Genomic DNA, 24,913 nt, shown 5'->3' with positions numbered 1-24,913 from the left:
CTCGACCCACCCAGCGACGACTGCGACCCTCTTCGAAGAGGGTAACCACCCACCTCGGCGATGGCTTCGCGCTTCGTCTGAGAGGATATTTCCCTTACCCTTTCCGCCGTGTCGCCCTTCCTCAGGATCCCCTCATCCTCCTGGATCGCGAGCAACGCCCTCGCCTTTGCGGTCGCCGACCTCTACCCGGTCAGCCACGGCCACACCCTCGTCATCCCGCGCCGCCTCGTCGCGACCTGGTTCGACGCGACGCCCGACGAGCAGAGGGCCCTCTTCGAACTCGTCGACGACGTCAAGCGCAAGCTCGACGCGGAGCTCTCCCCGGACGGCTACAACATCGGCATCAATGCAGGGGAAGCCGCAGGACAGACCGTCATGCACCTGCACGTGCACGTCATCCCTCGGTATCGCGGCGATGTCGACGATCCCCGCGGCGGCGTGCGGCATGTCATTCCGGGCAAAGGCAACTATCTCGCGAATCGCTCCTCTCCCCTTGCGCAAGGCGGCACGGACGATCCTTTCCTCGCCCATCTCGACCCGCTGTTTCGCCGCGCGACGGACATCGCCATTCTCGCGGCCTTCACCCAGGAGCGAGGGCTCGACCTCCTCGAGGCCCACGTCTTCGCCGCCCTCGCGCACGGAGCCCGCGTCCGGCTCGTCACCAGCGATTACCTTCAAATCACGTCCGCCGAGGCGCTCCGAACGTTGCTCGATTGGATGGGCATGGTGGCCACGCTCGCCGAGGCCAGGGAGCTCTCCGGGTCCTTCGAGGCACGCATCGTCGAGATCGCGCAACTCCCCAAAGGCATCCCGTCGTTTCACCCGAAGTCGTGGCGTTTCGCCGGCCCCGGCTTCGGGGCGGCGTTCGTCGGATCCAGCAACATCTCTCAGCCGGCACTCGGCTCGGGTGTCGAGTGGAATCTGCGGGTCGAAAAGGACCGTGATCCGGACGCATACCAGGCCATCGTCCTCGCCTTCGATCGCTGGTGGAATGCGGCCTTGCCGCTTTCTCCCGCCTGGATCGATACGTATGCGAAGCTTCCTCGCCCATTGCCAGCGCTCCTCCCCTCTTCCTCCCCTGAACGGGAAGACCCGCCGCCCAAGCCTCCCGAGCCGCACGCACTTCAACGCGAAGCCCTCGCGGCGTTGCGGCGGAGTCGCGAAAGCAGCCATCCACGGGCGCTCGTGGTGCTCGCCACTGGGCTCGGCAAGACGTGGCTTGGCGCATTCGACGTCTCCGCGTGGAGCGTGGAGAACAATCAGCGTCCACGTGTGCTCGTCCTCGCCCATCGCGAGGAGTTGCTCGTCCAGGCCGCGAAAACCTTCCGGAGGCTATCGCTCATGGCGGACGCACGCTTCGGCTGGTTCGTCGGCGACAAGAGCGATTTGTCGGGCCAGGTCGTCTTTGCCTCCGTGCAGAAGCTCTCGCGCCCCGACCATCTCGCACGCCTCACGCCCGAGGGATTCGACTACGTCATCATCGACGAGGTCCACCACGGCACGGCGCCCAGCTATCGCGGCATCATCGACCGGCTGAGGCCTCGTTTTCTCCTCGGCCTCACCGCGACCCCGGAGCGGGCCGACGGAGCCGACGTGGCGGGGCTCTTCGACGACCACGTCGCTTACCGCGCCGATCTCGGCGTGGGGATCCAGCAAAAGCATCTCGTGCCCTTCTCCTACTTCGGGCTCGAGGACGACACGAATTATGGGTCCATTCCCTTTCGCAATCGTCGCTTCGACCCTTCGGCGCTCGAAGAAGCCATCGACACGGACGCTCGGCTCGAACGGATGTTCCGCGCCTGGCAGGAACATCCAGGTCAGCGCACGCTCGTCTTCTGCGGCTCGATTCGCCACGCCGAACATGCCTGCGCTTTTCTGAAAGAGAAAGGCGTCCGCGCAGCCTCCGTTCACTCGGGCCCGACCTCGGCGCCGCGCGAGGATGCCATCCAAGCCCTCGTCGACGGGACGTTCGACGCGCTCTGCACGGTGGATCTCTTCAACGAAGGGATCGATGTCCCCCTCATCGACCGCGTCGTGATGCTACGTCCCACGGAATCCCCCGTCGTTTTCCTCCAGCAGCTCGGCCGAGGTCTACGCTCCGCCAGCGGGAAAACGCGGCTCGTCGTGCTCGATTTCGTCGGCAATCATCGTGTGTTCCTGGAGCGCGTGCGCACGCTGATCTCGCTCGGCCCCGAGCCCACGAACCTGCGCGACTTCCTGGAAGGCAACCAGGCCGCGAGAATGGCGCCCGGGTGTACCATCGACCTCGAGCTCGAAGCCAAAGATCTTTTGGCAAAGTTGCTTCCGCCGCAGGGGGGAAGCCCGGCGGAGCAGGCCTACCGCGAGCTGCGCGAGGTCCGAGGGCAAAGGCCACGCGCGGGCGAGCTGTACCGCATGGGGTACAGCCTCAAGAAGTTGCGCGACACGCACGGAGGCTTTTTCGATTTCGTGGCCTCCATGGGCGACCTCGACGCGACGGAGAAACGTGTCCTCGACGTGGCAGGCGAGTTTCTCCGGGAGCTCGAGGTCACCGCGATGACAAGTGCGACAAGATGGTGACCCTGGAGGCATGGCTCGAGGCCGATGCGCTGCAAGAGGGGCTCGGCGTCCCGGAGCTCGCGCAACGGAGTCACGCCATCATGGCTCGGTCCCCCGAGCTCTTGCGAGATCTGGAAGGCGTGACCGATTTCCCGGATGTGCATGCCCCAGACATGCGCCGGTTCACCGCATACTGGCGGATCAACCCGATCGCCGCATGGACGAGCGGGCCCGGCAAGCGCTTCTTCGCGCTGGAAGGCGATCGCTTCGTCTCACGCATCCCCTGCCCCCCCGGCGGCGAAAAGGCGCTTTCGTCGATGGTGCGCGAGCTCGTCGACTACCGGCTCGCGATGTACCGCGCGAGGCAAACCGAAAACGTCGCCGGCGTGTCGTTCTCCGCAAAGGTCCTCCGGAACACGCAGGGGAACCCCATTCTGAAGCTACCTACGCAGAAAGGTCGAGGAGAGATCCCTCGCGACGAAACGAGCGTACGCCTCCCGGACGGCACCCTGTGGCTCTTCCGCTTCATGAAGGAGTATTGCATCGTCGCCCGTCCCGTGGGTTCGCACAAGAACGAGCTGCCGGATCTCCTGCGGCGCTGGTTCGGCATTGCCGCAGGAGAGGCCGCGACGAATTTCCGGGTACGATTCTTTCGTTCCCCCGGAGGCTCCCTGTGGGTGGAACCGGACGAGCCGCAAGCCGAGGCCCTTCGTGGTCATCTCGTTGCATTCCCCACGCTCCGCGCGGCCGCAGGATCGAGGCGGGATCCGATCGCGCTCGCGCCCGAGGGGGAGCAGGTCCGCCTGCCAACGAAGGCGCGCGGGGAGGGATGGTTCGCCGTGCGCGCGACGGGCGATTCCATGCACGGCGGCAAGGAGCCCATCCGAGACGGTGATTGGCTCGTGATGCGATTTGCACGGAGCGCGTCCCGCGAAGCCATCGAGGGCAAGATCGCCCTGGTCGAGGTACCGGATTCTCATCTCGGCGCGGCGTATCTGATCAAGCGTCTCGTCCAGGAGGACAAGCGGTGGATCTTGCGCGCGGAAAACCCGGCGCACGCTTCGATCCACGCGACGGCGGGAGCCGTGCCCATCGCCACACTCGTCGAGGTGGTGAAGCCCGAATCCCTCGGGCCCGAGGTCGGCGCGATCATCGAGGACCCAAAACTCGCGGCGTCCTTTGGCCTCTCGGAGCCTCCGCGAACCGGGCGAATCGACGGGCATCTGTTCCTGCTCCTTGAAGAGAAAGGCAGGCTCCTCGCACCGGATCGGATCCGATTCCCCGGCATCGAGCCTCGGCCCGGCGAAACCGCGTTCGTGCTAACGCGAACGGGCGGCTCGGAGCCATGGCGTTATGCAGGTGTCGCCCGCTTCTTGGAGGACGATGGCTCATGGGCGTGCACGGGAATCGACTTTCACACGTTTCGTGTGCTCGGCGAAGGTCGCGAGGCATCTCGCACGCTCCCCCGATCCATCGAGGAGCGGGCCCGTCGTCTCGTCGAGGATCTGCTCCGCAAGAAGGGAGCCGGAGCCATCGTCGAGCGGGAAGGAAAGCGCTTCCGGATCGTCGGGCCTGCCAAGCGAGGGGGTCTGCGTATCGACGGCGGGCCCGGTGGATTCGAGGAACGAACCGTGTCGATCACGGATATCGGCTGGGTCGTATCGGCGCTCTCCGAGGTGAACGAGGAGCCGCGCCTGCTCCAGGAGGAGCTGGTTCACCGGTTACGGTATCTCGAGGGCACGCCGAAGGGATCGACGCGATACATCGATACGGGCTGGGCCCTTCTGCTCGTGAAGGAGGCGTTCGCCGCGAAGGATTGAGCGATCCGCCGCCCTACGCCTCCGGGGCTTTGGCGGCATGCGCTTCGAACGTGCTGCATGGGAAAAGGCCGCGCAGCGCCTGCAGAATCGAGGCGCCGCGCGGCCTTCTTGGGTGGGAGGGTCAGCTCGTCAGCGCGTCAGGGCGCCACGCAGATCGCGAGCGACCAGTTGTTCAGCGTGCCTCCGATTTCCTCCTCGTCGTCGCTGACGACGAGCTTCCACGCCCCGGCGGACGCTTGCCCGTTGAACGTGGCGAGCGGCGCCTCGGGTGCGTAGCACGCGGTGAAGGGCGCCGTCCCGGAGGTGATGGGCGTCGCGCAGGTGTCGTCGAGGACCGTGTTCACGTAGTTGTCGCCCTGCCCGCCGTTGTCGCTGGTCAGGTCGATGGTCGTGCCCGCCGGCGACATGAGCTCGACGTCCACGTCCTCGATCCAGATGTGCGAGACGTTCAGCCGCACCGCCGCGCGGTGGACGGTCCCCGCGACGTTCGCGTGGATCGTGCTCGACGTGAAGTCCCAGTCCGGGATGGTCATGGGCGTGTCCTTCGAGTTGTAGACCGCCAGCGTCTCCCCCGCGGCGCAAGGGGTGGCGAGGCCGCAGCCGAATGCGCATTCGGAGTCGGCGCAGTCGATGCTCCCGTCGTTGTCGTCGTCGATGCCGTCGTTGCAGATCACCTCCCGGAGCAGGTCGCAGGTCGCGGTGCAGCTCGCGCCGCCGTCGCACTCCTCGGTGCCCTCCTTGATGCCGTTGCCGCAGAGCGCCGTGATCTTCACCTGCAGCTTGTAGGCGGGGATGGTGCTGTTATCGAGGTAGTCGATCACCCGCACGCGGTAGGTCCCCGCGGGGAGCCTGCGCGCGTAGGTGTTGATGGCCGGGTTGATCCGCGAGCAGTTGGTGATCCCGCCCTGGTCCTGCTCCGGGCCGACCGGCGTCGCGCAGTCGGAGTAGAGCTGGATCACCGTGTCGACCGACGACGTGCAGGTGCCGGGGCCGTTCGTGTCGAACGTCTCGATCCACACGTCGGCCGTGCCCGGCAGCGTGAAGGCGTACCAGTCGTCGTCGCCGATCGGCGTGATCGCACCGCTGAGGAGCAGACCTTCGGCGCCGAGGGGCACCGGGAACGGGCCGGTCGCCGCGGCGCAGGTGTCGTTCGGCTCCACCTCGGGCTTGCCTTCGATCACGCAGTTCGAGGCGCAACCGTCGCCGCTCGCCAGGTTGCCGTCGTCGCATTGCTCCGAGCCTTGCTTCACGCCGTCGCCGCAGAGCGCGTTGAACGAGATCTGCACGAGGTAGCTCGGAATCTGGCCGTTGTTCTGGTAGTCCTCGACGCGCACGTAATACGTACCCGGGGCCATGCGCCGGAGGGGCGTGTTGACCGTCGAGTCGAGCTTCGAGCAGCTGGCGATGCCGCTCTCGTCGTCCGTGGCGAGCACCGTGGTGCAGTTCGTACCACGCAGCTCGATGACCGTGTCGATGCTGGCGCAGGTGCCCACCGTACCGTCGAACGTCTCGATCTTGAGGTCCGCCGTCGCGGGCACGGTGAAGGTGATGAAGTCCTGATCGCCGACCGGCCTGATCGATCCCTGGATGGTCGTCGGAACCGTGACCGGCGGCGGCGCCGTGGCGCAGGTGTTGTTCGGCTCGATCTCGCAGCCGGCCTCGATCGAGCAGTTCGCGGCGCAGCAGTCGCCGGCCGCCTGGTTGGCGTCGTCGCACTGCTCGACGCCCGCCTGCTTGTAGCCATCGCCGCAGGCCGCCACGTGGCAGCCCGCGACGCAGCCGTCGGTGTTGTCCTGGTTGCCGTCGTCGCACGTCTCGACGCCGGCCTGCACGAACATGTCGCCGCAGGTCGCGTTCTTGCAGCCCGCGACGCAGCCGTCGGTGTTGTCCTGGTTCGCGTCGTCGCACTGCTCGGTGCCGTTCACCACGCCGTCACCGCACACGGGCGCCTGGCAGACGTTGCCGGTGCAGACCTTGCTCGTGCAGTCGGCGTTGCCGGTGCAAGGGAGGCCATCGTTGCAGGGGCTGCACGCCGGGCCGCCGCAGTCGAGGCCGGTCTCGGTGCCGTTCACCACGCCGTCGTTGCAGGCCGGCGCCGCGCAGACGCCGTTCTTGCAGACGTCGCTCGTGCAATCCGAGCCGACCGAGCAGGTCTTCGTGTCCTCGCACTTCTCGCAGAGCGGCCCGCCGCAGTCGGCGTCGGTCTCGTTCGCGTTCTTCACGCCGTCGGTGCACGTCGGCACGCAGACCGAGCCCGAGCAGGTGCCGCCCACGCAGTCGCCGTCGACCGTGCAGCCCTTCTCGGGGCCGCAGGGCGAGCAGGTCGGGCCGCCGCAGTCGACGTCGGTCTCCTCGCCGTTCTTCAGGGTGTCGGTGCAGGCCGGCGGCACGCAGAGGCCACCCGTGCACACGCCGCTCTTGCAGTCCGACGGAAGGATGCAGGGGGACGCGTCATTGCAGGGCGTGCAGTCCGGACCGCCGCAATCGATGTCGGTCTCGCTCCCGTTCTTCACGGTGTCCATGCACGTGGCCGCCACGCACGCGTTCGACACGCAGACGTTGCTCGCGCAGTCGGCCGCTTGGATGCACTCGACGCACGCGCCCTCGCCATCGCACACCTTGCCGACGCCGACGCTGCAGGTCGCGCCCGCCGTCATGTTGGTGTTGATGGGCGCGTCGCCGTCGCAGAGGTCCGCGGTGCAGGGGTTCTCGTCGTCGAGCACGTCGGTCGCATCCGCGACGCTCGTGACCTCTCCCATGCCGTCGCACACGCTCTGCTTGCAGTCGCCGGCCGACTGATCGGTCGTCGCCGTGCCCTGGGCCGCGTAAGCGACCCCGCAGACGCCCTCGTCGCAGGTGCGGGTCGCACAGTCGGTGTCGGTCCCGGGGCAATCCTCGGGCGCCGTGCACTCGTTGGTGCTGCCGCCCTGGCCGCCCGTGCCGCCGCCGCCCTGGTTGCTGCCGCCGCCCTGGTTGCTGCCGCCGCCGCCCTGGTTGCCGCTGCCGCCGCCGCCCTGGTTGCTGCCGCCGCCGCCCTGGTTGCTGCCGCCGGCGCCTGCCCGGCCGCCCGTACCTTGCGGGTCTCCGTCGGAGCAGCCGGAGAGCGACCCCAGGCCCGCGGTGAGCACCGCAGCCGTAGCCAGCGATGCCAGAAACCTCGTCACCGAGGAATTGAGTCTACCGTTTCTCCTCACCGTCCACCTCTTTGAAAGAAAGGGGGGAATCGTAAATTTGCACTCCCATAGGCAGGGAGTTTTTCGGCGGCGTCAAGAAATACCCGCCAGCCCTCGAAGAGAACGACCGATGTACGACCCAGGGTTTGCCGGCGGGGTTCGCACCGACGCACCCCCGACGTTCCGCTCTCGCTGTCCCGCAACGTAACGGCTACCTCGTGAAGAGGTGTTTTTCCGCACGGAACACGGCCCGCACGCGAACGGAGCCTTGTGCTCGTGGCGCAGGCTCGAGCGTCAGCCCTCGCAGGCCCGCAGGCACCGCCCATGAAGGGCGCAATCCTCCACGAGCACGGGCAAAGCATCCGATGCCGCCGCCCCCATCTTCGCGTGCGCCGGAGCGCCGGAACGGGGCAAGCTTCCACCTTGACGCGAGCGCACGTTCGGACCTTCCATCCGCGCCATGGCCGAAACCTCCGCAGGTTCACGCAAGCTCACAATCGCCGGATGGGCGCTCTCCGGGCTCGTCGCCCTCTTCATGGGCGGCGTCAGCGCAGCAGGCAAATTCATTCAACCGCCGCCCCCAGGCGTCCTCGAAACAGCACAGCACCTCGGGCTCCCCATCGAAAAGTACCCCGCCATCGGCATCGTCGAGATCGCCTGCGTCGTCCTGTTCCTCATCCCACGCACAGCCTTCGTCGGAGCCATCCTCATCGCTGCCTACCTCGGCGGCGCCACAGCCATCCACGTCCGCGTCAGCGACCCATGGTTCATGCCCCCCCTCATGGGCGTCCTCGCGTGGGTAGGCTACGGCCTGCGCCGGCCCGACGTCATCCGAGCCGCATTCGCGTCGCCTACGAAAAAAGCTGATTGAAGCGCGGAGCTGGGGCTTTGCCCCAGGCCCCAGCAGGGGCTGTCCGCCCCTGCACCCGGACCAGCCAGGGGCTGGACCCAGGCTCGATGAACTGCGCTCCGCGCAGCTCATCGAACAGGCCCGGTCAAGACCGGCGGCGACCCTGCCAACCACGACAGCCGCGCTGCTGGTTCGGCTGGCAACCCGGCTTCTTCGTCGGCCCGTTGGAAGAACTGCGCGGAGCGTAGTTCTTCCATTTCGGTCCAGGCCGTGCCTGGTTCGGGTCGAGGGGCGAACAGCCCCCGCGGGGTCTGGGGCAGAGCCCCGGCGCGACGCCCCCCCGATGCAACGACTACTGGCTTCCCGGCAGATTCACGTCGTCGTCCTCCGACTGCACGATGCCGCGACGTCCGAGGGCGTAGAGAATGTCGTCCCCGTCGACGAGCAGGGCTGGCTGTGGCTCGGGGTAGTATTCGGGGTAGGTGGCTTGGTACGGGACATGGAAGAAGCTCAGGGCCTTGGGGGTCTGCTTCGAGGCCACGGTGAGTACGCCGCCGGGCACGTTGAAGAACAGGTGGTCCCCACGGGCTGCGGTGAGGCTCATCCACAGTTGGATCAGCGATTGCCCGCGCACCGTATAGCCGCGCACGCCGGAGCCGGAGGCCGGCTTCAGGAGCGTCAACTTGGGCCGGGAATCCCAGGGCTGCCCGTTGTGGTACGACCAGAAGGGCTTCCAGCCGAGGCCGTGTGTCACGGCGGGCCGGCCGTCTTCGTCTGCGACGATGGAGGTTACCTGCCGGCCAGGGAATCGTTGGTAGTTCTTCAGCGGGGCGAGACCGTCGTCGAGCACCACCCGGGCGACGGCGGACTCCAGGAATGCGTCGCCCCAGACCGGGTCTTGCAGGGTCAGCTCGTCATCGTCGACCCCGACGACGCGACCGGGCACGTTGACCTTCGACACGACCGGCGGGCCTGGTTGCCCGAGGTCGATGTGCTCCACGTAATACTTTGCGTGTGGACGCGGATCGCCTGGCTTCGTGGCGGCTTCCTTCGTCGTGATGTACAGGTCCTCGCCGTCCGAGAACTTGCTCACGTATTCTTCTTCGGGCGCGAAGGTGATGGTGGGACGCACGACGGGGTTCGCTGGATTCGAGAGATCGAGCACGCCGACGCTGGCTTGCCGGACCTCGCGGTAGGCCGTCCCGGGCTGGCAGCCGCCGGCGATGTAGGGCTGCGCCGCCGCGAAATCGACGGGCACGCAGGTCGGGTCGGCGCCGACGTGATAGGTGCATTGCGCGAAGCCGCCGTCGCAGCCGTATTGCCCTGTGCCGATCGGCGCCTGGCAATGCAGGTTGCCCGTCCAGTAGGAGCAACCCTCCTGGCCATAACAAGTCGACCATTGCTCGAGGACCTGATACCAGCAGGCATCCACGTCGCCGACGACCTTGTACGTCGGGTTGGACGGGACGGCCACGAACGTGAGCGACGCGTGCGTCGGGTGCACGACGGGCTCGATGCTCCCGGTGAACGGCAGCCCCGTGGCCACGAAATCACCCTTCGATTGGGGATGCAGCGGATCCGAGAGATCGATGATGGTCACCGTGTATTCGAGCCATTTCACGCTCCGCACGACCGTGAGCAGGTGGCCCACCTTGTAGTAATACGCGTTCGGCGGCACCTCGATGCTCGCGAGCGTCGGCGCGTACTGCGCCTCTCCCGATCGGGAGATGACCTCGACGCGCGCCTTCGCGGTCGGCTTCGACACAGCGGTCGTGTCCTCGGGGTTCTGCACGCGCACCCGGTAATTGCCGTATCGGAAGATGCCGAGGTAGTTCGGCGCGAGGAAGAGGTGACCTTGTTTCGTGGGGTTCTCGACGTCGCTTCGATCGTACAGGCCGAACTCGGTCTCGGTCAGCCCCGCGGTGACCGTGCCCGAGGTGGGGAACGCGCGCAGCATGCGGCTGTTCAGCGGGAGGAACCCGCGCCGCGTGACCGTGCTGCCCGAGAACGTGAAGAGCTGCACGCCCGAGGTATACGGCGTGTTGCTCCAGTCGCCGCTGTTGTAGGGCAAGAGCGCGAGCCCCGTCTCCGTCTCGCCGCTCGGCGCCTGCACCGTCACGGCATTCTCGAGCACGGTGAAGGCGCGCCCGGTGTGACGGACATCCGGCGACGAGGAAGCATCGGACCCAACCGGGTCCACCGCGGCGCGCACGAGCAGCGGATTCGAGCTGTTCGCGTCGAACAGGCTCACGGCATGCTGGTAAGGCGACTTGCCGACCCGACCGGCGCTGATCAGACGGCTGCCTCCGAAGACCGGCCGGAGATGATCCTCCGCGCCCAGCTCGGACGACGTGCCGAGCGGCGTCACGTGCCCCGCCGCGTCGATGGAGAACACGTGGAACGTCCCATTCTGCAACAGCATCGTCGAGACGTAGGCCTTGTCGTCGGTGAACAGCGCGCCGTGAATGGACGCGCCCGGCGCGAACTCCGTCGTCTCGATCAGCGTGGGGTTCCCCGGCCCGGACGTGTTCCACGTCTGCAGGCGCGCGACGGCCGTGGCGAAATCGACCTTCAGCCCGGAGATGACCCGAAGCGTCTGCCCACGCAGATCCACGTGGCCCTCGGAGGGAATGACCTCCGGCGTGACGACCGTGCCGCGCACGCCGAGCGCGCCGCCCGCGCCGATATCGACGATGGAGACGTGATTCGCCGGATCCCGGGCGACCTTCTGGGTGTGCACCGCAACCAGCGCGCTGCCCTGGTGCACGAAGCCCCGCAGATCACCGGGGAACCCGGCCGTGCTCGCGAGGGCGAGGCCACTGTTCGTCAGGGCGAATCGCTTGATGTAGGTCTGGTGCCGCGCCTCGGGGTAGGGGGACCCGGGAACGGGGAACGAGCCATACTCGGTGGTGCCCACGTAAAGCGAGTCCCCATTCGCGCCGCTCTCGAAGCGGGTCGCCTTGACCGTGCCCGACAGCAACGTCCGCGAGCGGACCTCCGGCTCGTCGCGGTCACTGATGTCGACCTCCAAAATGGACGCGCCCAGGCTGTCGTGCATCGCGAGCCGGGCCGGATCCGTGCGATACTCGAGGCCGCCGCTCATCACGACGAGCGCGCGATCGCCCTTCACGTGCATCTGGACCACATCGCCGGAGATCGGCAGCCGACCCACGATGCGCGGGTCCTCGGGATCCTGCACGTCGATGATCTGCAAGCCCCGCCAGCGGCTCAGATGGAGCACGTGGCCATCGCCGAGCACCTCGTAGATGTCGCCCTGCGTGAGCGTCGAGCTCGGCGCTTCGGCCTCCTCGTCATCGCCCCCTGCAAAAGCTTGCCGCTCCTCTTCCTCTTCTTCCTCCTCCTCTTCCTCCTCGCCCCACGTCCACACGAAGGGCATGGTGTCCGCCGATAAGAAGGACGTCGGTCGTTGGCTCGCCTCCGTGCTCTCGGCCGTTTCTTCCAACAATGGTTCCGTGCTGGTCGCGCATCCCGGCCCGACCAGAAGAAGCAGGACGGCCGAAGTTCGCGCAGCGCGCGTCACGCGACCGTCCTTGATGAAGGTCCTCATGTTCATGGTCTCCTGTCTCCACCCATCCCATGGAAGGAAGGGCGATCGACACACCATGACAACGGTATGACGGTGAGCTGTCAACCCGCGCGAACGAAGCGCCGAGCGATTCACGTCCCGTGTGTCTGCGACACGACACGCCGCGCCGGGGCGCTGCCCCGGACCCCGCGGGGGCTATCCGCCCCTCGACCCGGACCAGGCACGGCCTGGACCGAAAGGGAAGAACTGCGCAGTGCGCAGTTCTTCCCACGGGCCGGTGGCAAGACCACGGAGGTGCGTGTCACGCACGGGCAGGGTTGCGGGCCGCGATGTCGGCGTCGCGCTCGTCGTGGTAGGTCTCCAGCATCGTCCGATACACCCGCATGTTCGGCCGATACCGGCGGAAGTATTCAGCGTCGTCGCCCTCGCGCGGCGCAACCCGCTCGACAGTGCCGCGACTGTAGACGAAGATCTCCACGTGAAAGTTGATATCGCGCCGCCTCGCCGAAAACCGGCCATGAACACGTCACGTCTGTCCCTCGTCCTCGCCCTGGGACTCGCGAGCTGCGCAGCCCCGCCCGGAGATCCGCCCGTCGACGCGCCTTCGCCCCTGGCCTCCTCATGCCCGACGAACGAGCTCGCATTCACACAGGCAAACGGGTGCATGAACGACGGCTCGGTCGAGTTCTGCTTGCCGACGGGCAATGACGCGCTCCTCGCGCACGTCCGCGAGATCGCGCCGACCATCGAGGCAGGCTCGTCGCGCGGCCGCGCAGGCTGCAATCTACCGGCCGAGACGCTTTATTTCTTCCCCACGGGAGAGGCCGAGTGCGTCGCGCACCACGGCGCGCTCGTCGATGCGGCGTGGGACAAGCTTTGCCGGATCGCAGCGCTGCCGGAGGTCCGAGCGATCGTGCCGACGTGGTACGAGTGAGCCCCTGGGCAGGACGTGCACGCGGAGGGTGACCCACGAGGACGCCTTGCCTCGAAGGCGTGCGCAGCTTCCAGAAGGGCGAGCGCACGTTTTCCCCTTCGTGCCGTCACCTTCCAAAAGGGTGAGCACAGCCTCCTCCTTCCCGAAGTCATCCCCAGGGAGGACGACCTCGCCTTCCCCCCACCGCGTCACACCTTCCGAAAGGGTGAGCACGCCCCCCGCTATCCTGTAGTCATCCCCCAGGGAGGACGACCTCGCCTTCCCCCCACCGCGTCACACCTTCCGAAAGGGTGAGCACGCCCCCCGCTATCCTGTAGTCATCCTCCAGGCAGGACGACCACGCCTTCCCCCACCACGTCCACACCTTCCGAAAGGGTGAGCACGCGATCCCCCCTTTACGCCGACGTCCTCCAAGAAGGCGAGATCATCCCCTCCCCTGCACGTCCACGCCCTCCGCGCGCGTGTCCACGACGACCGGGGACCCCGTCGACGACCTCCGCGGCCGCGTCCCCGCAGACCAAGGCCCGCGTGGCTCGGTGCATGGACAGGGATTCGGCGCGTCGAGTAAGCTGCCAAGGCCGTGCGTAGGCTCGAAGGTCCCCAAATTCCGCGTGTCCTGTCGGCCGGCGAGGTGGTCGCCGGACGGTTCGAGGTCGAGCGCCTCGTCACGCGGGGCGGGATGGGCACGATCTATCGGGCCCTCGATCACGCGGAGGGCGCGGCGGTCGCGCTCAAGCTCATCGCCCTGCCCGCGGAGGCCACGGACGCGCCGTCGCGCTTCGAGCGCGAGGCGACGCTGCTCGGGCGGGTCAAGCATCCGCGGATCGTGCGTTCCGTGGCGCATGGCTTCCTGGATGCCGGCCACGCGTACCTCGTGATGCAATGGCTCGACGGCGAGGATTTGCGCAGCGTGCTCCAGCGGGGGCCGCTCGCGGCGGACGACGCGCGGAACGTGCTCGCGTGCGTGGCCGAGGCACTCGCGGCGGTGCACGCCGAGGGGATCGTGCACCGCGACGTCAAGCCCGCGAACCTGCTCTTGCGCGGCGGGGCGAGCGCGGACGTGGTCTTGCTCGATTTCGGCATCGCGTGGCCGATGAACGCGACGAAGCGGCTGACGGCGACGGGCTGCCTCGTGGGGACACCGCACTACATGGCGCCGGAGCAGCTCGTCGAAGGCGGGAGAATCGGGCCGGCCACGGACCTGTTTTCCCTCGGGTGTATCTTTTACGAATGCCTCACGGGCAGGCCTCCCTTCGACGCCGAGCACGTGGCCGGCGTACTCGCGCGGATTCTTTACGACGCCCCTGCCCCGGTGCGCGCGGTTCGCCCCGCCCTCCCGCAGGAATGGGAAGACCTGCTCGCGACCCTGCTGCACCGGAGTGGCGAGCAGCGGCCGCGGGACGGCGCGGCGCTCCGGAGCCTCGTCGCCGGGCTGCCCGCGGTCACGGCCCCGGACGACCTGCCCGTGTCCTTGGGCCCCGCGACGCCCCTCGGGGCTTCCGAGCAGACGCTCGTGACGATCGTCCTCGCGACGTTCGACTCTCCCGAGGGCGGCGACGAGGCGGCGCGGCAGGCGCTCCCGCGCATGGGGTTCGACGTGGGAGAGCTCGCGGAGGGCTCGATCCTCGCGGCCGTCGCGGCGCGCGGCATGGTCACGGATCAGGCGCGGATCGCCGCGCGCGGGGCGCTTTATCTGCGCGAGCTCCGGCCCGACGCGCGCATCGGCGTCGTGACGGGCCGCGCCTTGCTCGGGCGGACGACGCACATGGGCGAGGCGATCGAGCGCGCGAAACAACTGCTCGAAGGCCGGCGCCACGAAGCGCAGGAGGGCGTGTGGCTCGACGCCGTCACGGCCGCGCTGCTCGAACCGCGCTTCGTCACCGAGGACAAGGCGGATGCCACGCTCTTGCTCGCGGAGCGCCCGGACGAGGGCGCGGGGCGGCTGCTCCTCGGCAAACCGACGCCCTGCGTGGGGCGCGAGGTCGAGCTGACGGAGCTCGAGAGCCTGCTCGGCCTGGCCATCGAGGACGGCGAGCCCCAAGGCCTCCTCTTGCTCGGGCCCCCGGGAAGGGGCAAATCGCGGCTCGTCGGCGAGCTTGCGCGCAGGATTCACGGGGCCCACCCCGAGACGTTGCTGCTCGTCGGCCGCGGGGATCCCCTGACGACGGGCTCGCCGTACGGGCTCTTGCGGGATGCGTTGCGCAGGCACGCGGGCCTCGACGCCATCGAGGATCCCGAACACGCGCGGGAGGTCGTGCTCGATCGGCTCTGCGAGCACGTCGACGTGGGAACACGGCGACGCGTGGGCGAGTTCCTCGGCGAGGTATGTGGAGTCCCCTTCCCTGCGGAGACGAGCCCGCCGCTCTGGGCCGCGCGGAGCGACGCGCTCGTCATGGAGGAGCAGATCGGGCAGGCCTTCTCCGCGTGGATAGCGGCCACCTGCGCGGCGCGGCCCGTGACCCTGGTCCTCGATGATCTGCAATGGGGCGACGCGCTCACGATCAAACTCGTGCGGAGCGTGCTGCGGAGCACCGGGAAGATGCCGCTCTTCGTGGTTTGCCTGGGGCGGCCCGAGACGCGCGCGTTGTTTCCGAACGTGACCTCGTCGCGGATGCACGAAATGACCTTGCGACCGCTCGGCCGGCGGGCAATCGAGCGGCTCGTCAAGGCCGTGCTCGGCGAGGCCGTCGGGCCCGAGACGGTGGAGCGCATCGTCAAGCTCTCCGAGGGCAATGCGTTGTTTCTGGAGGAGCTCATCCGGGCCGCCGCCCAAGGGAACATGAACGAAGCGCCGGAGACGGTCGTGGCCATGCTCCAGGCGCGGCTCGCGAAGCTGTCGGCCCCCGAGCGGCGGCTCCTGCGCGCCGCGAGCGTCGTGGGCGAGACATTTTGGGGGGGCGGGGTCCGGCGTATCGTGGCGGCGTGGGGCGCGCGCGACGACGTCGACGGGTGGCTCGGGCGGCTCGTCGAGGAGGAGCTCGTCGAATTGCACAAGGAGAGCCGATTTCCGCGGGAAATCCAGATGGGCTTCCGGCACGCGCTCGTGAAGGACGCGGCGTATGGTCTGCTCACGGAAGCGGATCGGAAAAGCGCGCATCTCGCGGCGGGTGCATGGCTCGAAGGCGCGGGCGAGGCGGATTCGATGGCGCTCGCGGGGCACGCAGAGGAAGGCGGGGATCTCGCGCGGGCGGCGCGGTTTTATGCGAATGCAGCCGCGGAGTCGCTCGGGCGGAACGACCTCCGGGAAGCGGCGCAACGCGCGACGAAGGGGCTCGATTGCGGGGCCGAGGGCCTCCTCCGCGGGGAGCTTCTGGCGATCCTCACCCTCGCGAAATACGGCCTCGGGGTCTGGCAGGCGTCCACGTCGGCGGGGCGCGAAGCGCTCTCGATGCTGCCCCGAGGGAGCTTCTGGTGGTGCCGGACGGCGGAGCGCATGGTCCACGCCTTGCCGCAGGTGGGGGCCTTCGACGCTTTCTACAAGCTCGCGGAGGAGGTTTGCCAGGTGGAGCCTTCTCCCGAGGCGCTCCCCGCGTTCGTCTGCGCGACCGCCACTTTGCTCTCTGTCGCCACGGCGCTTTTTCCGAGCACGCTCGGGGAGGTGCGCCGAAAAACGCTGGCACGGTTGGAACCCCTCGACACGCTGGAAGATCCGCGGTCGCGCGGCGTCGCGCTCCTCTGGCTTTCGCTCGCTGCGATGTACGTGGAGCCCGACCTGGAGCGAATCCGCGCGCGCATCGAGAGGGCCGTGGAGGTGCTCGCCGAAGGGCAGGTCCTCCACGAGCTCTGCCTGGCGCACGTCCTCCACGGACTCGCCGCGCGGGAGATGGGCGACCTCGACGCCGCCGAGGCGTCCACGCGAAAGGCGCTCTCCCTCGCCACGCGGATCCAGGACGGATACCAGACGGCGAATGCGGCGTTTTACCTGAGCGAGGCGCTGCTCGAACGAGACGATCCGTCGGCCTTCGAGGAGAGCGAATCCCTCGCGCGGCAGGCGCTCGACGCCCCCGTGGGGGCGTTCTACGAAGCGGCGAGCTTCCGCGTCCTCGCGGAGATCGCGCTTTTTCGGGGGCAACCGTCGCTCGCCGAGGCGCACGCGCGGCGGGCCGTCACGGCCGTGGGGGACGCGGGCGGCATGCTCATGTACTGGCACGCAACCACGCACCTGCGCGCGCTCCTCGCCTGCGGGCGCGTGGACGAGGCGCTCGCGACCGTGGACAAACACCTCCCCTCGTTCCTCGCGCTCGACGGCGCCGGGTATTTCGACGTCCCCTTCCGCCTCGCCGTCGCCGAGACGTTCTTCGCGGCCGGAGACGCCGCGGCCGGCAAGGACGCCCTCCGCGAGGTGCTCCGGCAAATCGAGGTCCGCGCCGAGCACATCCACGACGCCCGGGCCCGCTCGCTTTACCTCGCCCGAAAGGACAACGTCCGCGCCTTCGCGCACGCGCGCGAATGGAGGCTCCGATGAGCGGTCATCTCTTCATCGTCCACGGCGATCTCACGCTGCTCTCCTGCGACGCGTGGCTCGTGCCCTGTGATAGCGACGCGATGCCGTCGAGGAGCTGGACGCGCTCGTTCAGCCATCTCCAGGGCCGAGCCCAGCGCTGGGCCGAGCCGACGGAGGAATGGCGGCGCGGAAAACAACGCGTGCTGAAGGTGATCGAATGGGAAGACCACCTGCCGCGCCCCTGGGTCGGCAACGTCGGCGCCGTCCCGAGCACGGACGTCTCCTGGTTCGTCGCGGGCGCGGAAGAATTCATCGAGCGCGTGACGGATGACCTTCGCGTGCACGGGACGCCGCCGCGCAATGGGCGGGCCAAGCACCTGCTCGCCCTGCCGGTCATCGGCACGCGGTACGGCGGAAAACGGCACTGGACCGGGGACGTGGTGCGCGCGCTCGTCCCCGTCCTGCAAAAAATGGCGGCCGTGAAGGACGTGGACATCGCGCTCGTGAGCAACGACGAGCTCACGTATGCATCGGCGCAGGCGCAACGCGGGGCGGACCCCGCGGCCTGGCCCGACCTCGACGAGCGCCTGTGGCGCACGGGGGAGCGCCTCGCGCACCTCGCCGCGAATGGGGATCTCGTCCTGTTCGTCGGCGCCGGCGTCAGCAAGAATGCCGGGTTGCCGGATTGGGGCGGACTGCTCCGGAATCTCGCCCGGGACGCAGGGATGACCGAGGAGGAGCTCGGCGCGCTGAAGGAGCTCGGCGCGCTCGATCAAGCCCGCGCCATCGAGCTGCGCATGGAGACGGGCCTGCCGCCGCTGGCGAGCAAGCGTATCCTCGGGGAGAAAATCGCGGATGCCTTCGCGCGTGTCCACGGGTATGCCCTCTCGCACGCGCTGCTCGCGGCGCTGCCCTCGCGCGAGGTCATCACGACGAACTACGATACGCTCTTCGAGCGCGCCTCGCAGGCCGCTGGAATGACAGTCTCGGTGCTGCCCCACGAGCCCCAATCCGGGGCGTCTCGATGGGTGCTCAAGATGCACGGATGCGTGACGGATCCCGACAACATCGTCCTGACCCGCGAGGATTACATGCGTTACGACCTCCGCCGGCAGGCGCTCGCAGGGATCGTGCAAGCGTTGCTGCTGATGCGTCACATGCTCTTCATCGGGTTCTCCTTGCGCGACGACAATTTCCACCGGATCGCGGACGCCGTCCGGCGCGCGCGTGTCCCCGCGAAGGCGGACGCGAGCTCACCCACCGGCCGGTTCGGCACGGCACTGTCGCTCTTCTCGTCACCCCTCGAGCAAAGCCTTTGGGGCAACGATCTCGACTGGGTGAACATGCAATCGACGTCGCCGCCGGCCGGCCGGAGCGAGGAGAACGACAAGGCCTGGGCCCACGCCGCGCGGCGGCTGGAGCTCTTCCTCGATAGCTTGCTCGCGAGGACGGGGACGACCGCGTACCTCTTGCACCCGCGCTTCGAAGGCGCATTGAGTGATCCCGAGCGCGGCCTCGCCCACAAATTGCATCAATTCCTCGACGAGATCGATCGGGACCCGACCGTGAAGGCGGCGCCGGCGTGGAAATACCTGGAGACGCTCTTGCACCGGCTCGGGTGGCCGCGGACGCCCTGACGAGGAGAATTCATGCCGGAAACGTTCCGAAAGCTCGTCGCCGCGCCGCCGTGGGTGATCCAGGTGGTCCTCGACTTTTCGCGGCACCTGCTCCTGCTCGGGGCCCTGGTCGTGGTCCTCGGGATGCTCTTTTACGATCTCGGGCGTGCCTTTGGTCTGCCGTATCTGTTTCGTGGGCAAACCCGCAAGGCGCAGTTCGCGATCGGGCTCTCGATGGCGATGCTCGCGAGCGAGCTCTTTTACGTGAGTTATCTCGTCTCGCCCGATGATCTGCACCAAAGCCGCGGGCGCGGCCTTCCCCTCGACGTCCTGAATTACTTCGGCGCGCTCTGGGGCGTGCTCTCGGCGGTCGTCTTCGTTTCCCTCGTCTCGCGCTTCCTCCGCAGGACGGAAGGGCGCCCGCGGCGCGATTCCAAGCGGCTGCTCGCCGATCTCGGGACCACCGTGTACACGCTGCTCGGCGCGGAGCTCGGCGTCGTCCTCACGCTGGGCTTCATTTTTGGGGGAACGAACAGCGCGATCCTTTCACGCGTCCAGGGCCTCGGCGAGCCGTTTCGCCCGTGCATCCATGGACTCGAGGACTGCCTGTCGCAGACCGCCCGGACGAACGCGCCCCGGGAGATGCTCCACGAGCACGTGTACGCGGCGGCGTTTTTCGCGCTGCTGGCCGTGATGTACATCGTGGCGAGTTGCTTCCGGGCGAGGAAGATCCCCGCGGCCGCCGGGCTCTGCGTCCTGCTCGCGCTCCTCGGCGCGACCGACGGCTTTTTCGTGTACTGGATCGAGAAGTGGCACTCCGTGCTGCTCGTCGGCGTGGCCATCCTGGTGCTTTACGTGCTCGGCCGGAATCGTTATCCGGCCAGGTTCACCGATCTGATGGACGCCTATCGGCACATCGAGGAAGAACCTTGTCGCGAGGGGTGCAAGGCGGCCGGGCATACGCACCTCGCGGACTACGAGGCGCCCGGCCTCCGCGGCGGGGGCCTCTTGCCGCGGCCCGTGGAGGAGTTCCGCTGGACGGACGAGAACGGACAGAAGCGGCCCCTCGTGCTGGTCTGCACGAGCGGCGGCGGGATCCGCGCGTCGGTCTGGACCGCGGCCGTGCTGCGCGAGCTCGAAAAGCAGCTCGATGAGCCCGAGCGCCGAGAATTCCCTTATCACGTGCGCATGATCAGCGGCGCCTCGGGCGGGATGGTGGGCGCGGCATACTGGGTGGCGACGCTCGAAGGGCCGACGCACACAGCCGGGTCGTCCGAGTATCACAAAGAAGAGACGCCGGAGGAGCGTACGGCGGACGCCGAGGGTTCGGACTGGCTCGTCGCCAACGTCGCCAAGGAGTGCCTTTCGCGTGTGGCCGCGGCGCTCGTGTTCAGCGACCTGCCCGCGCGCCTATGGGCATGGGCCAAACCCTCCGTGCACCGGGAGCTTTACGACCGCGGCACGGCGCTGGAAAATGCCTTCGTGGAGAACATGCCGTCCCTCGGCACGAAGCTCTCGCGGCTCGGGTCCGACGAGCGGGCCGGATGGCGCCCCTCGCTCGTCTGGAGCCCGATGCTCGTCGAGGACGGGAAACGCTTGCTGATCTCGAATCTCTGCCTCGATACGTTGCTCGTCCAGCACGGGCCGGCGATCGGCGTCGAGGGCCTGCACGTGGTCTACTCGCGCTCCGGCTACGAGATCGGGCGGCTTTTTCCCGTGCAAGCGAGGGAGACGCTCCGCCTCGCGACGGCGGCGCGGATGAGCGCGTCCTTCCCGTTCGTATCCCCCGCCGCCGCCCTGCCGACCGTGCCCCGCAGGCGGGTCGTGGACGCCGGCTACTGGGACAACTACGGCGTGAACGTCGCGTGTGGCTTTCTCGACGAAATGCTCCGGACGAGCTGGCTCGAGCAAAACGTGAGCGGCATCCTGCTCGTGCAGATCCGCGACGGCATCGAGCGGCCAGAGCCCGCGGGCAACCATTTCGGCGACCGGATCGCCCGGGCCCTCGAAGGCCTCACCTCCCCCGTCTCAGCCGTGCTCGCGGCGCGGGAGAGCGTGATGCGCTTCCGCAACGACGAGCAGGTGGAGGCCGTGGCCCGGCGGTTCCACCTCGACAAGCGATTCGGGGAGAGCTTCTTCCAGCAGGTGACGTTCGAATTCCCCGGCGACGCAGCCCTGAGCTGGTACCTGACGCCCGAGGAGCAGCAGAGCCTGACGGACGCGGCGAAGACCGCGGTCGGCGAGAAATCCGACGCACTCCGGGTGTGGTGGGACGAGCGCCGGGGCGCGGCGTCGAAGGCGGCGTGACGCCGCGCTTCATTGCGCGCGGGTTCGGAGGCGATCGGCGAACAGCTTGAAAACACCGGCGGCCGCAATCCGGTTCGGATCCTTCGTCGCCTGGGCCTCCTCGACCCTTCGTTCGAACGCTGCGGCGATGGCGCGATCTCCGTCCGGTGACTTTTGATCGATGACCTGCATCGCGACGTGTCTCGCAGCGACCTGCATCACGGGGAGGAGCTCGACGAGCTTCGCCCGCACGTCGGGCCCGCCCAGGGCGCCGATCATGTATACGCTCTTGAAGCCCACGAACATGCGATCCTCCGCGTGCGAGCTCGGGTCCCGCAGCTTGGCGAACCAGCAATCAAGCGAGTCGGAGCACTCTTTCAGGAGGTCCGTCGTCATCTTGTATTCCCTCTCGTAGAGCTTGCCGATCGTGGAAGGCTTGCCGTCGGGGTCCGTGATCCTCGATTTGTAAAGCTTGTCGACCTCGGGGACCTGCGATGCGTTCATGGTCTTCATCGCGGCCATCAGCGCCGCCGAACGCACGTGCTCGACATCGGCGTCCTCGCCTTTTGCGGCGAGCGCCGTCTTCACGATCCAGGGCACGAGGGTCGGGTCGAAGAGGAAAACCATGCTTTCGAGGAGAAGCTCGCGCGCGTTGATGCCGGGCCAGGTCGTCATCGAGATCGAGGTCTTTTCGAAGACGCGCTGCACGGCTTCGAGGCTCGCCTTCGAGATCGGCAACTTGAGGAGTTCGCGGGCGATGATGACCTTGCTCTCGTCGTCGGCCTGGGCAAGGGCGTCGATCATGGGCCGCACGGCCTCTCTCCGCCCGATGCTGCCGAGGATCAGGGCCGCGAGTCCGACGTACGCCGTCTTCGCCTTCTTTGGGGCCGCGTCCGGCACAGCGCCCGCCTCACCGGCATTCGCCTTCAGGGCCTCGTCCTTGGCGTATTCCATGAGGTCGGCGCGTCCGCCCTGGAGAAGTTTTACGGTGGGATCGATCGCGGGCTTGCCGATCGCGACGAGCGCGTGCACCGCCGTCGCTTGCACGTCGGCTTTCACGGGCGATAGCAGAATTTTGACGAGGGGATCGACCGCATTCGTGCCCCCGATCCGGCCGAGGATCTCGGAGCAAGTGCTCTGCCAGTAGAATTCGTCCTTGAGGACGTCGATGTCCTTGCGATGCGCGATCGGCCTGCCGAGCATCGTGATGCACGGGGCCTCCCACGAGGGGTCCGCGAACACGAGCAGGGCGTCATGGACGTCGCGGGTGACGAGGGATGCCTTGACGTTCGAATGACGCAGCTTCGTGAAGACCTCGAAGAGCGGGCCCGCCGCCCCCTTGGGCTTCATCTCCGCGACGGCGCGCGCCGCGACGCGCACGTCGTCTACATTCTCGTTTGGCGTGTAGCCTTTCAGCGTCTCGACGAGGCACGGCACACCGCGCGGATCACGGGCGTCCGCGAGGAGCCGGACGACCTTCGACCGCATCGCCCCGTCGAGCCCGCCGCCGGCGCAAATCCGCGCCAATGGCTCGACGATGACGTCGCGAAGCGGCTTGACGTTCGGGCCGTTCGTGTCGTTGTCGTCCTGCGACATCTCGTCTTCGAAGAGCTGGACCAGGCGGTGCACGGCGAGGTCGCGCGCGGCCGGGTCCGAGAGCTTCTCGGCCTGGACCCGCGGGTCGTTGGCGCCGCTGTCGGACGTAACCGCCGCGGCAGGCGCGACGGCAGGCGGGGGCGGGGCCGGAGCGGCGGGAGAACCACAACCCGCCGTCGCGACGAGCGCACCGAGCAGCAAAGGAAAGAAAAACGGCGCGGGATTCGCGGGGCGGCTCGTCATGCCGCGCAGACTAACGTGAGGGGCACCCGAGGACAATCCAGCCTGCGCGCCCCTCCGAGGGGAACGTCCCAAGGTTTCATGCCGAGAACGTCCACCGGGCCCCGTCGGGCCCGTCCTCGATTTCGATGCCCGCGGCGGCGAGCCCGGCGCGCAGCGCGTCGGCGCGTGCATAGTCGCGGTCCGCGCGGTGGCGCGCCCGCTCTGCGAGGAGGAGCGTCATGACGCGGTCGAACCGCTCCGCGTCCGGCGCGTCTCGCTCCTCCGGCAAGAGCCCAAGCACGCCTTCGCCGAGCGACGAGACGAGCTCGAGTGCGTGGAGGATCGTGCCTTGCGGGACGGGGCCCGCGAGCGCCGCCTGGAGATCACGGGCCAGCACGAAGAGGGTCGCGAGGGCGGCGGGCGTGTCGAAATCGTCGTCCATGGCTGCCTCGAAGGCGGCGCGCGCCGCGGCGAGGCGGGCTTCGAGCGCCGCGGCATGGCCGGGAGGCCCTCCGCCTGCGCGCCGCGCGAGCGCGCGCCGGAGATCACGCAGCCGACGTAGGCCCGAGGTCGCCGCTTGCAGCGTCTCCGCGGAGACCTCCGCTGTCGCCCGGTAATGGCTCTGCACGAAGAGAAACCGCAGCACGAGCGGATCGTGCTCGGCGAAAAAGTCCGCGAGCGTGATGAAATTGCCCTTCGAGCGGGACATCTTTTCTCCGTTCACGGTCAGCATGTTCCCGTGCATCCAGAGTCGCGCGAAGCGCCGGCCTGCGCCTTCGGCCTGGGCGATCTCCGCCTCGTGGTGCGGGAACTGCAAATCGAGCCCGCCCGCGTGGATGTCGAAGCCCTCGCCGAGGTATTGCAAGCCCATCGCCGAGCATTCGAGGTGCCAGCCTGGAAACCCTTCTCCCCAGGGCGATTTCCAGCGCTGCACGTGGGACGGGTCGGCCTTCTTCCACAGAGCGAAATCGCGCGGGTCGGATTTGCTCCCCCGCACGAGCTCGCGTGTCCCGATGGCCAGCTCGTCGATCACCCGCCGCGAGAGCTTTCCGTACCCGGGGAACGCCGCGACCCGGAAGTACACCGACCCGTCCGCCACGTAGGCGAGGCCGCGCGAGAGCAGCTCCTCCACGAGCTCGATCTGCTGCGGGATGTGGCCGCTCGCGCGCGGCGTGACGTCGGGCCTGCGCACGTGGAGCCGGCCCATCTCATCGAAGTACTTCCAGAAGTACCGGTCCGCGATCTCCATCGGCTCCACCCGCTCGAGCGCCGCTCGCTCGGCGATACGATCACGGCCCTCGTCGAGCGCATCCTCGGTGATGTGTCCGACGTCGGTCACGTTCGACACGAACCGCACGAGGTGCCCGCGGTATTCGATCCAGCGCCGGACCACGTCGAACGCGACGGCGGTCTTTGCATTGCCTAGGTGCGCGTCGCCATAGACGGTGGGGCCGCACAGGTACATGCCGACGCGCTGCTGCCCGTTCGGAAAGGCCGTCTGTTTCTGTCGTGAGAGCGTGTCAAAAATCTGGATCGCCATGGGACATCCTCCTGGGTCATCGACGACGGAACCAAAACGGAAGCGCTATCGCGCGCGTTGACCACGGAAAGACCCGCCCCTTATGGCGCGCGGGCCTCGGCGTGGTGTCCTCGTGCGGCGCTCCCGCGGCCGCGAAGGCGCAAAGGCGCGCCGGATCCGCGGGCGGACGTCCGCCCAGCGCGACGGCGCGCGCGTGCCTCTCGCAGGCCTATACGTTCAGGAACGCTTCCTCAGCGACGACAACAGCGGCCGTCGCAGCAGAGCGCGAGGGCCATCCGAGGGTACGTACGCCGAGAGCTTCGCATGACGACGTTACCTTATGGCGAAACCACGGGTGATGCAAGCCC

The 24,913-nt window shown here is 68.0% G+C and carries 12 protein-coding genes; 7 read left to right on the top strand and 5 right to left on the bottom strand.

Annotated features, from left to right (window positions below):
* Positions 1 to 108 precede the first annotated feature (108 nt).
* Together POL67_RS23050 and POL67_RS23045 are read left to right on the top strand one after the other, a co-directional pair.
* Positions 109 to 2,559, top strand: a complete 2,451-nt coding sequence (locus POL67_RS23050) for a DEAD/DEAH box helicase family protein (protein WP_271920526.1) — start codon at positions 109 to 111, stop codon at positions 2,557 to 2,559.
* The gene (locus tag POL67_RS23045) at positions 2,553 to 4,358 is read left to right on the top strand and encodes a S24 family peptidase (RefSeq protein WP_271920524.1); all 1,806 of its coding nucleotides are present in this window, start codon (positions 2,553 to 2,555) and stop codon (positions 4,356 to 4,358) included. The genes POL67_RS23050 and POL67_RS23045 overlap by 7 nt, the downstream gene beginning before the upstream one ends.
* 137 nt (positions 4,359 to 4,495) lie before the next feature.
* Here the strand turns inward: POL67_RS23045 and POL67_RS23040 are convergent, their stop codons facing one another.
* A complete protein-coding gene (locus POL67_RS23040; RefSeq protein ID WP_271920522.1) occupies positions 4,496 to 7,522 on the bottom strand; it encodes a DUF4215 domain-containing protein in 3,027 nt (1,008 codons plus the stop codon).
* A 469-nt stretch (positions 7,523 to 7,991) separates the two neighbouring features.
* On the opposite strand from POL67_RS23040, the gene POL67_RS23035 reads away from it, so the two are divergent.
* Positions 7,992 to 8,402, top strand: coding sequence for a DoxX family protein (locus POL67_RS23035; protein ID WP_271920520.1), 411 nt, complete (start codon positions 7,992 to 7,994; stop codon positions 8,400 to 8,402).
* Positions 8,403 to 8,733: 331 nt separating this feature from the next.
* Here POL67_RS23035 and POL67_RS23030 read toward each other — a convergent pair whose 3' ends face one another.
* Positions 8,734 to 11,778: an LVIVD repeat-containing protein gene (locus POL67_RS23030; protein WP_271920517.1), complete on the bottom strand. Its 3,045-nt coding sequence runs from the start codon at positions 11,776 to 11,778 to the stop codon at positions 8,734 to 8,736.
* Positions 11,779 to 12,229: 451 nt separating this feature from the next.
* On the bottom strand, positions 12,230 to 12,406 hold the full coding sequence (locus POL67_RS23025) for a hypothetical protein (protein WP_271920515.1): 177 nt from the start codon (positions 12,404 to 12,406) through the stop codon (positions 12,230 to 12,232).
* Between the two features lie 39 nt (positions 12,407 to 12,445).
* On the opposite strand from POL67_RS23025, the gene POL67_RS23020 reads away from it, so the two are divergent.
* The 4 genes from POL67_RS23020 to POL67_RS23005 all read left to right on the top strand — a co-directional run bounded on the left by POL67_RS23020 (position 12,446) and on the right by POL67_RS23005 (position 21,229).
* Entirely contained in the window at positions 12,446 to 12,862 is a 417-nt protein-coding gene (locus tag POL67_RS23020) for a hypothetical protein (protein ID WP_271920513.1), read from the top strand.
* Between the two features lie 580 nt (positions 12,863 to 13,442).
* The gene (locus tag POL67_RS23015; RefSeq protein WP_271920511.1) at positions 13,443 to 17,327 is read left to right on the top strand and encodes a protein kinase domain-containing protein; all 3,885 of its coding nucleotides are present in this window, start codon (positions 13,443 to 13,445) and stop codon (positions 17,325 to 17,327) included.
* Complete coding sequence (locus POL67_RS23010) at positions 17,324 to 18,943, top strand: SIR2 family protein (protein WP_271920509.1); 1,620 nt, start codon at positions 17,324 to 17,326, stop codon at positions 18,941 to 18,943. Before POL67_RS23015 ends, POL67_RS23010 begins: the two co-directional genes overlap by 4 nt.
* Before the next feature lie 12 nt (positions 18,944 to 18,955).
* Positions 18,956 to 21,229: a patatin-like phospholipase family protein gene (locus tag POL67_RS23005; protein WP_271920507.1), complete on the top strand. Its 2,274-nt coding sequence runs from the start codon at positions 18,956 to 18,958 to the stop codon at positions 21,227 to 21,229.
* A 9-nt stretch (positions 21,230 to 21,238) separates the two neighbouring features.
* Here POL67_RS23005 and POL67_RS23000 read toward each other — a convergent pair whose 3' ends face one another.
* Entirely contained in the window at positions 21,239 to 23,047 is a 1,809-nt protein-coding gene (locus tag POL67_RS23000; protein WP_271920505.1) for a HEAT repeat domain-containing protein, read from the bottom strand.
* A gap of 76 nt (positions 23,048 to 23,123) precedes the next feature.
* Positions 23,124 to 24,566, bottom strand: coding sequence for a cysteine--tRNA ligase (gene cysS, locus POL67_RS22995; RefSeq protein WP_271920503.1), 1,443 nt, complete (start codon positions 24,564 to 24,566; stop codon positions 23,124 to 23,126).
* Positions 24,567 to 24,913 lie beyond the last annotated feature (347 nt).

The organism is Polyangium mundeleinium (assembly GCF_028369105.1).
GTDB classification, from domain to species: Bacteria; Myxococcota_A; Polyangia; order Polyangiales; family Polyangiaceae; genus Polyangium; species Polyangium mundeleinium.
The sequence above is the reverse complement of the archived record's forward strand: the minus strand, read 5'-3'. Positions and strand labels throughout refer to the sequence as shown.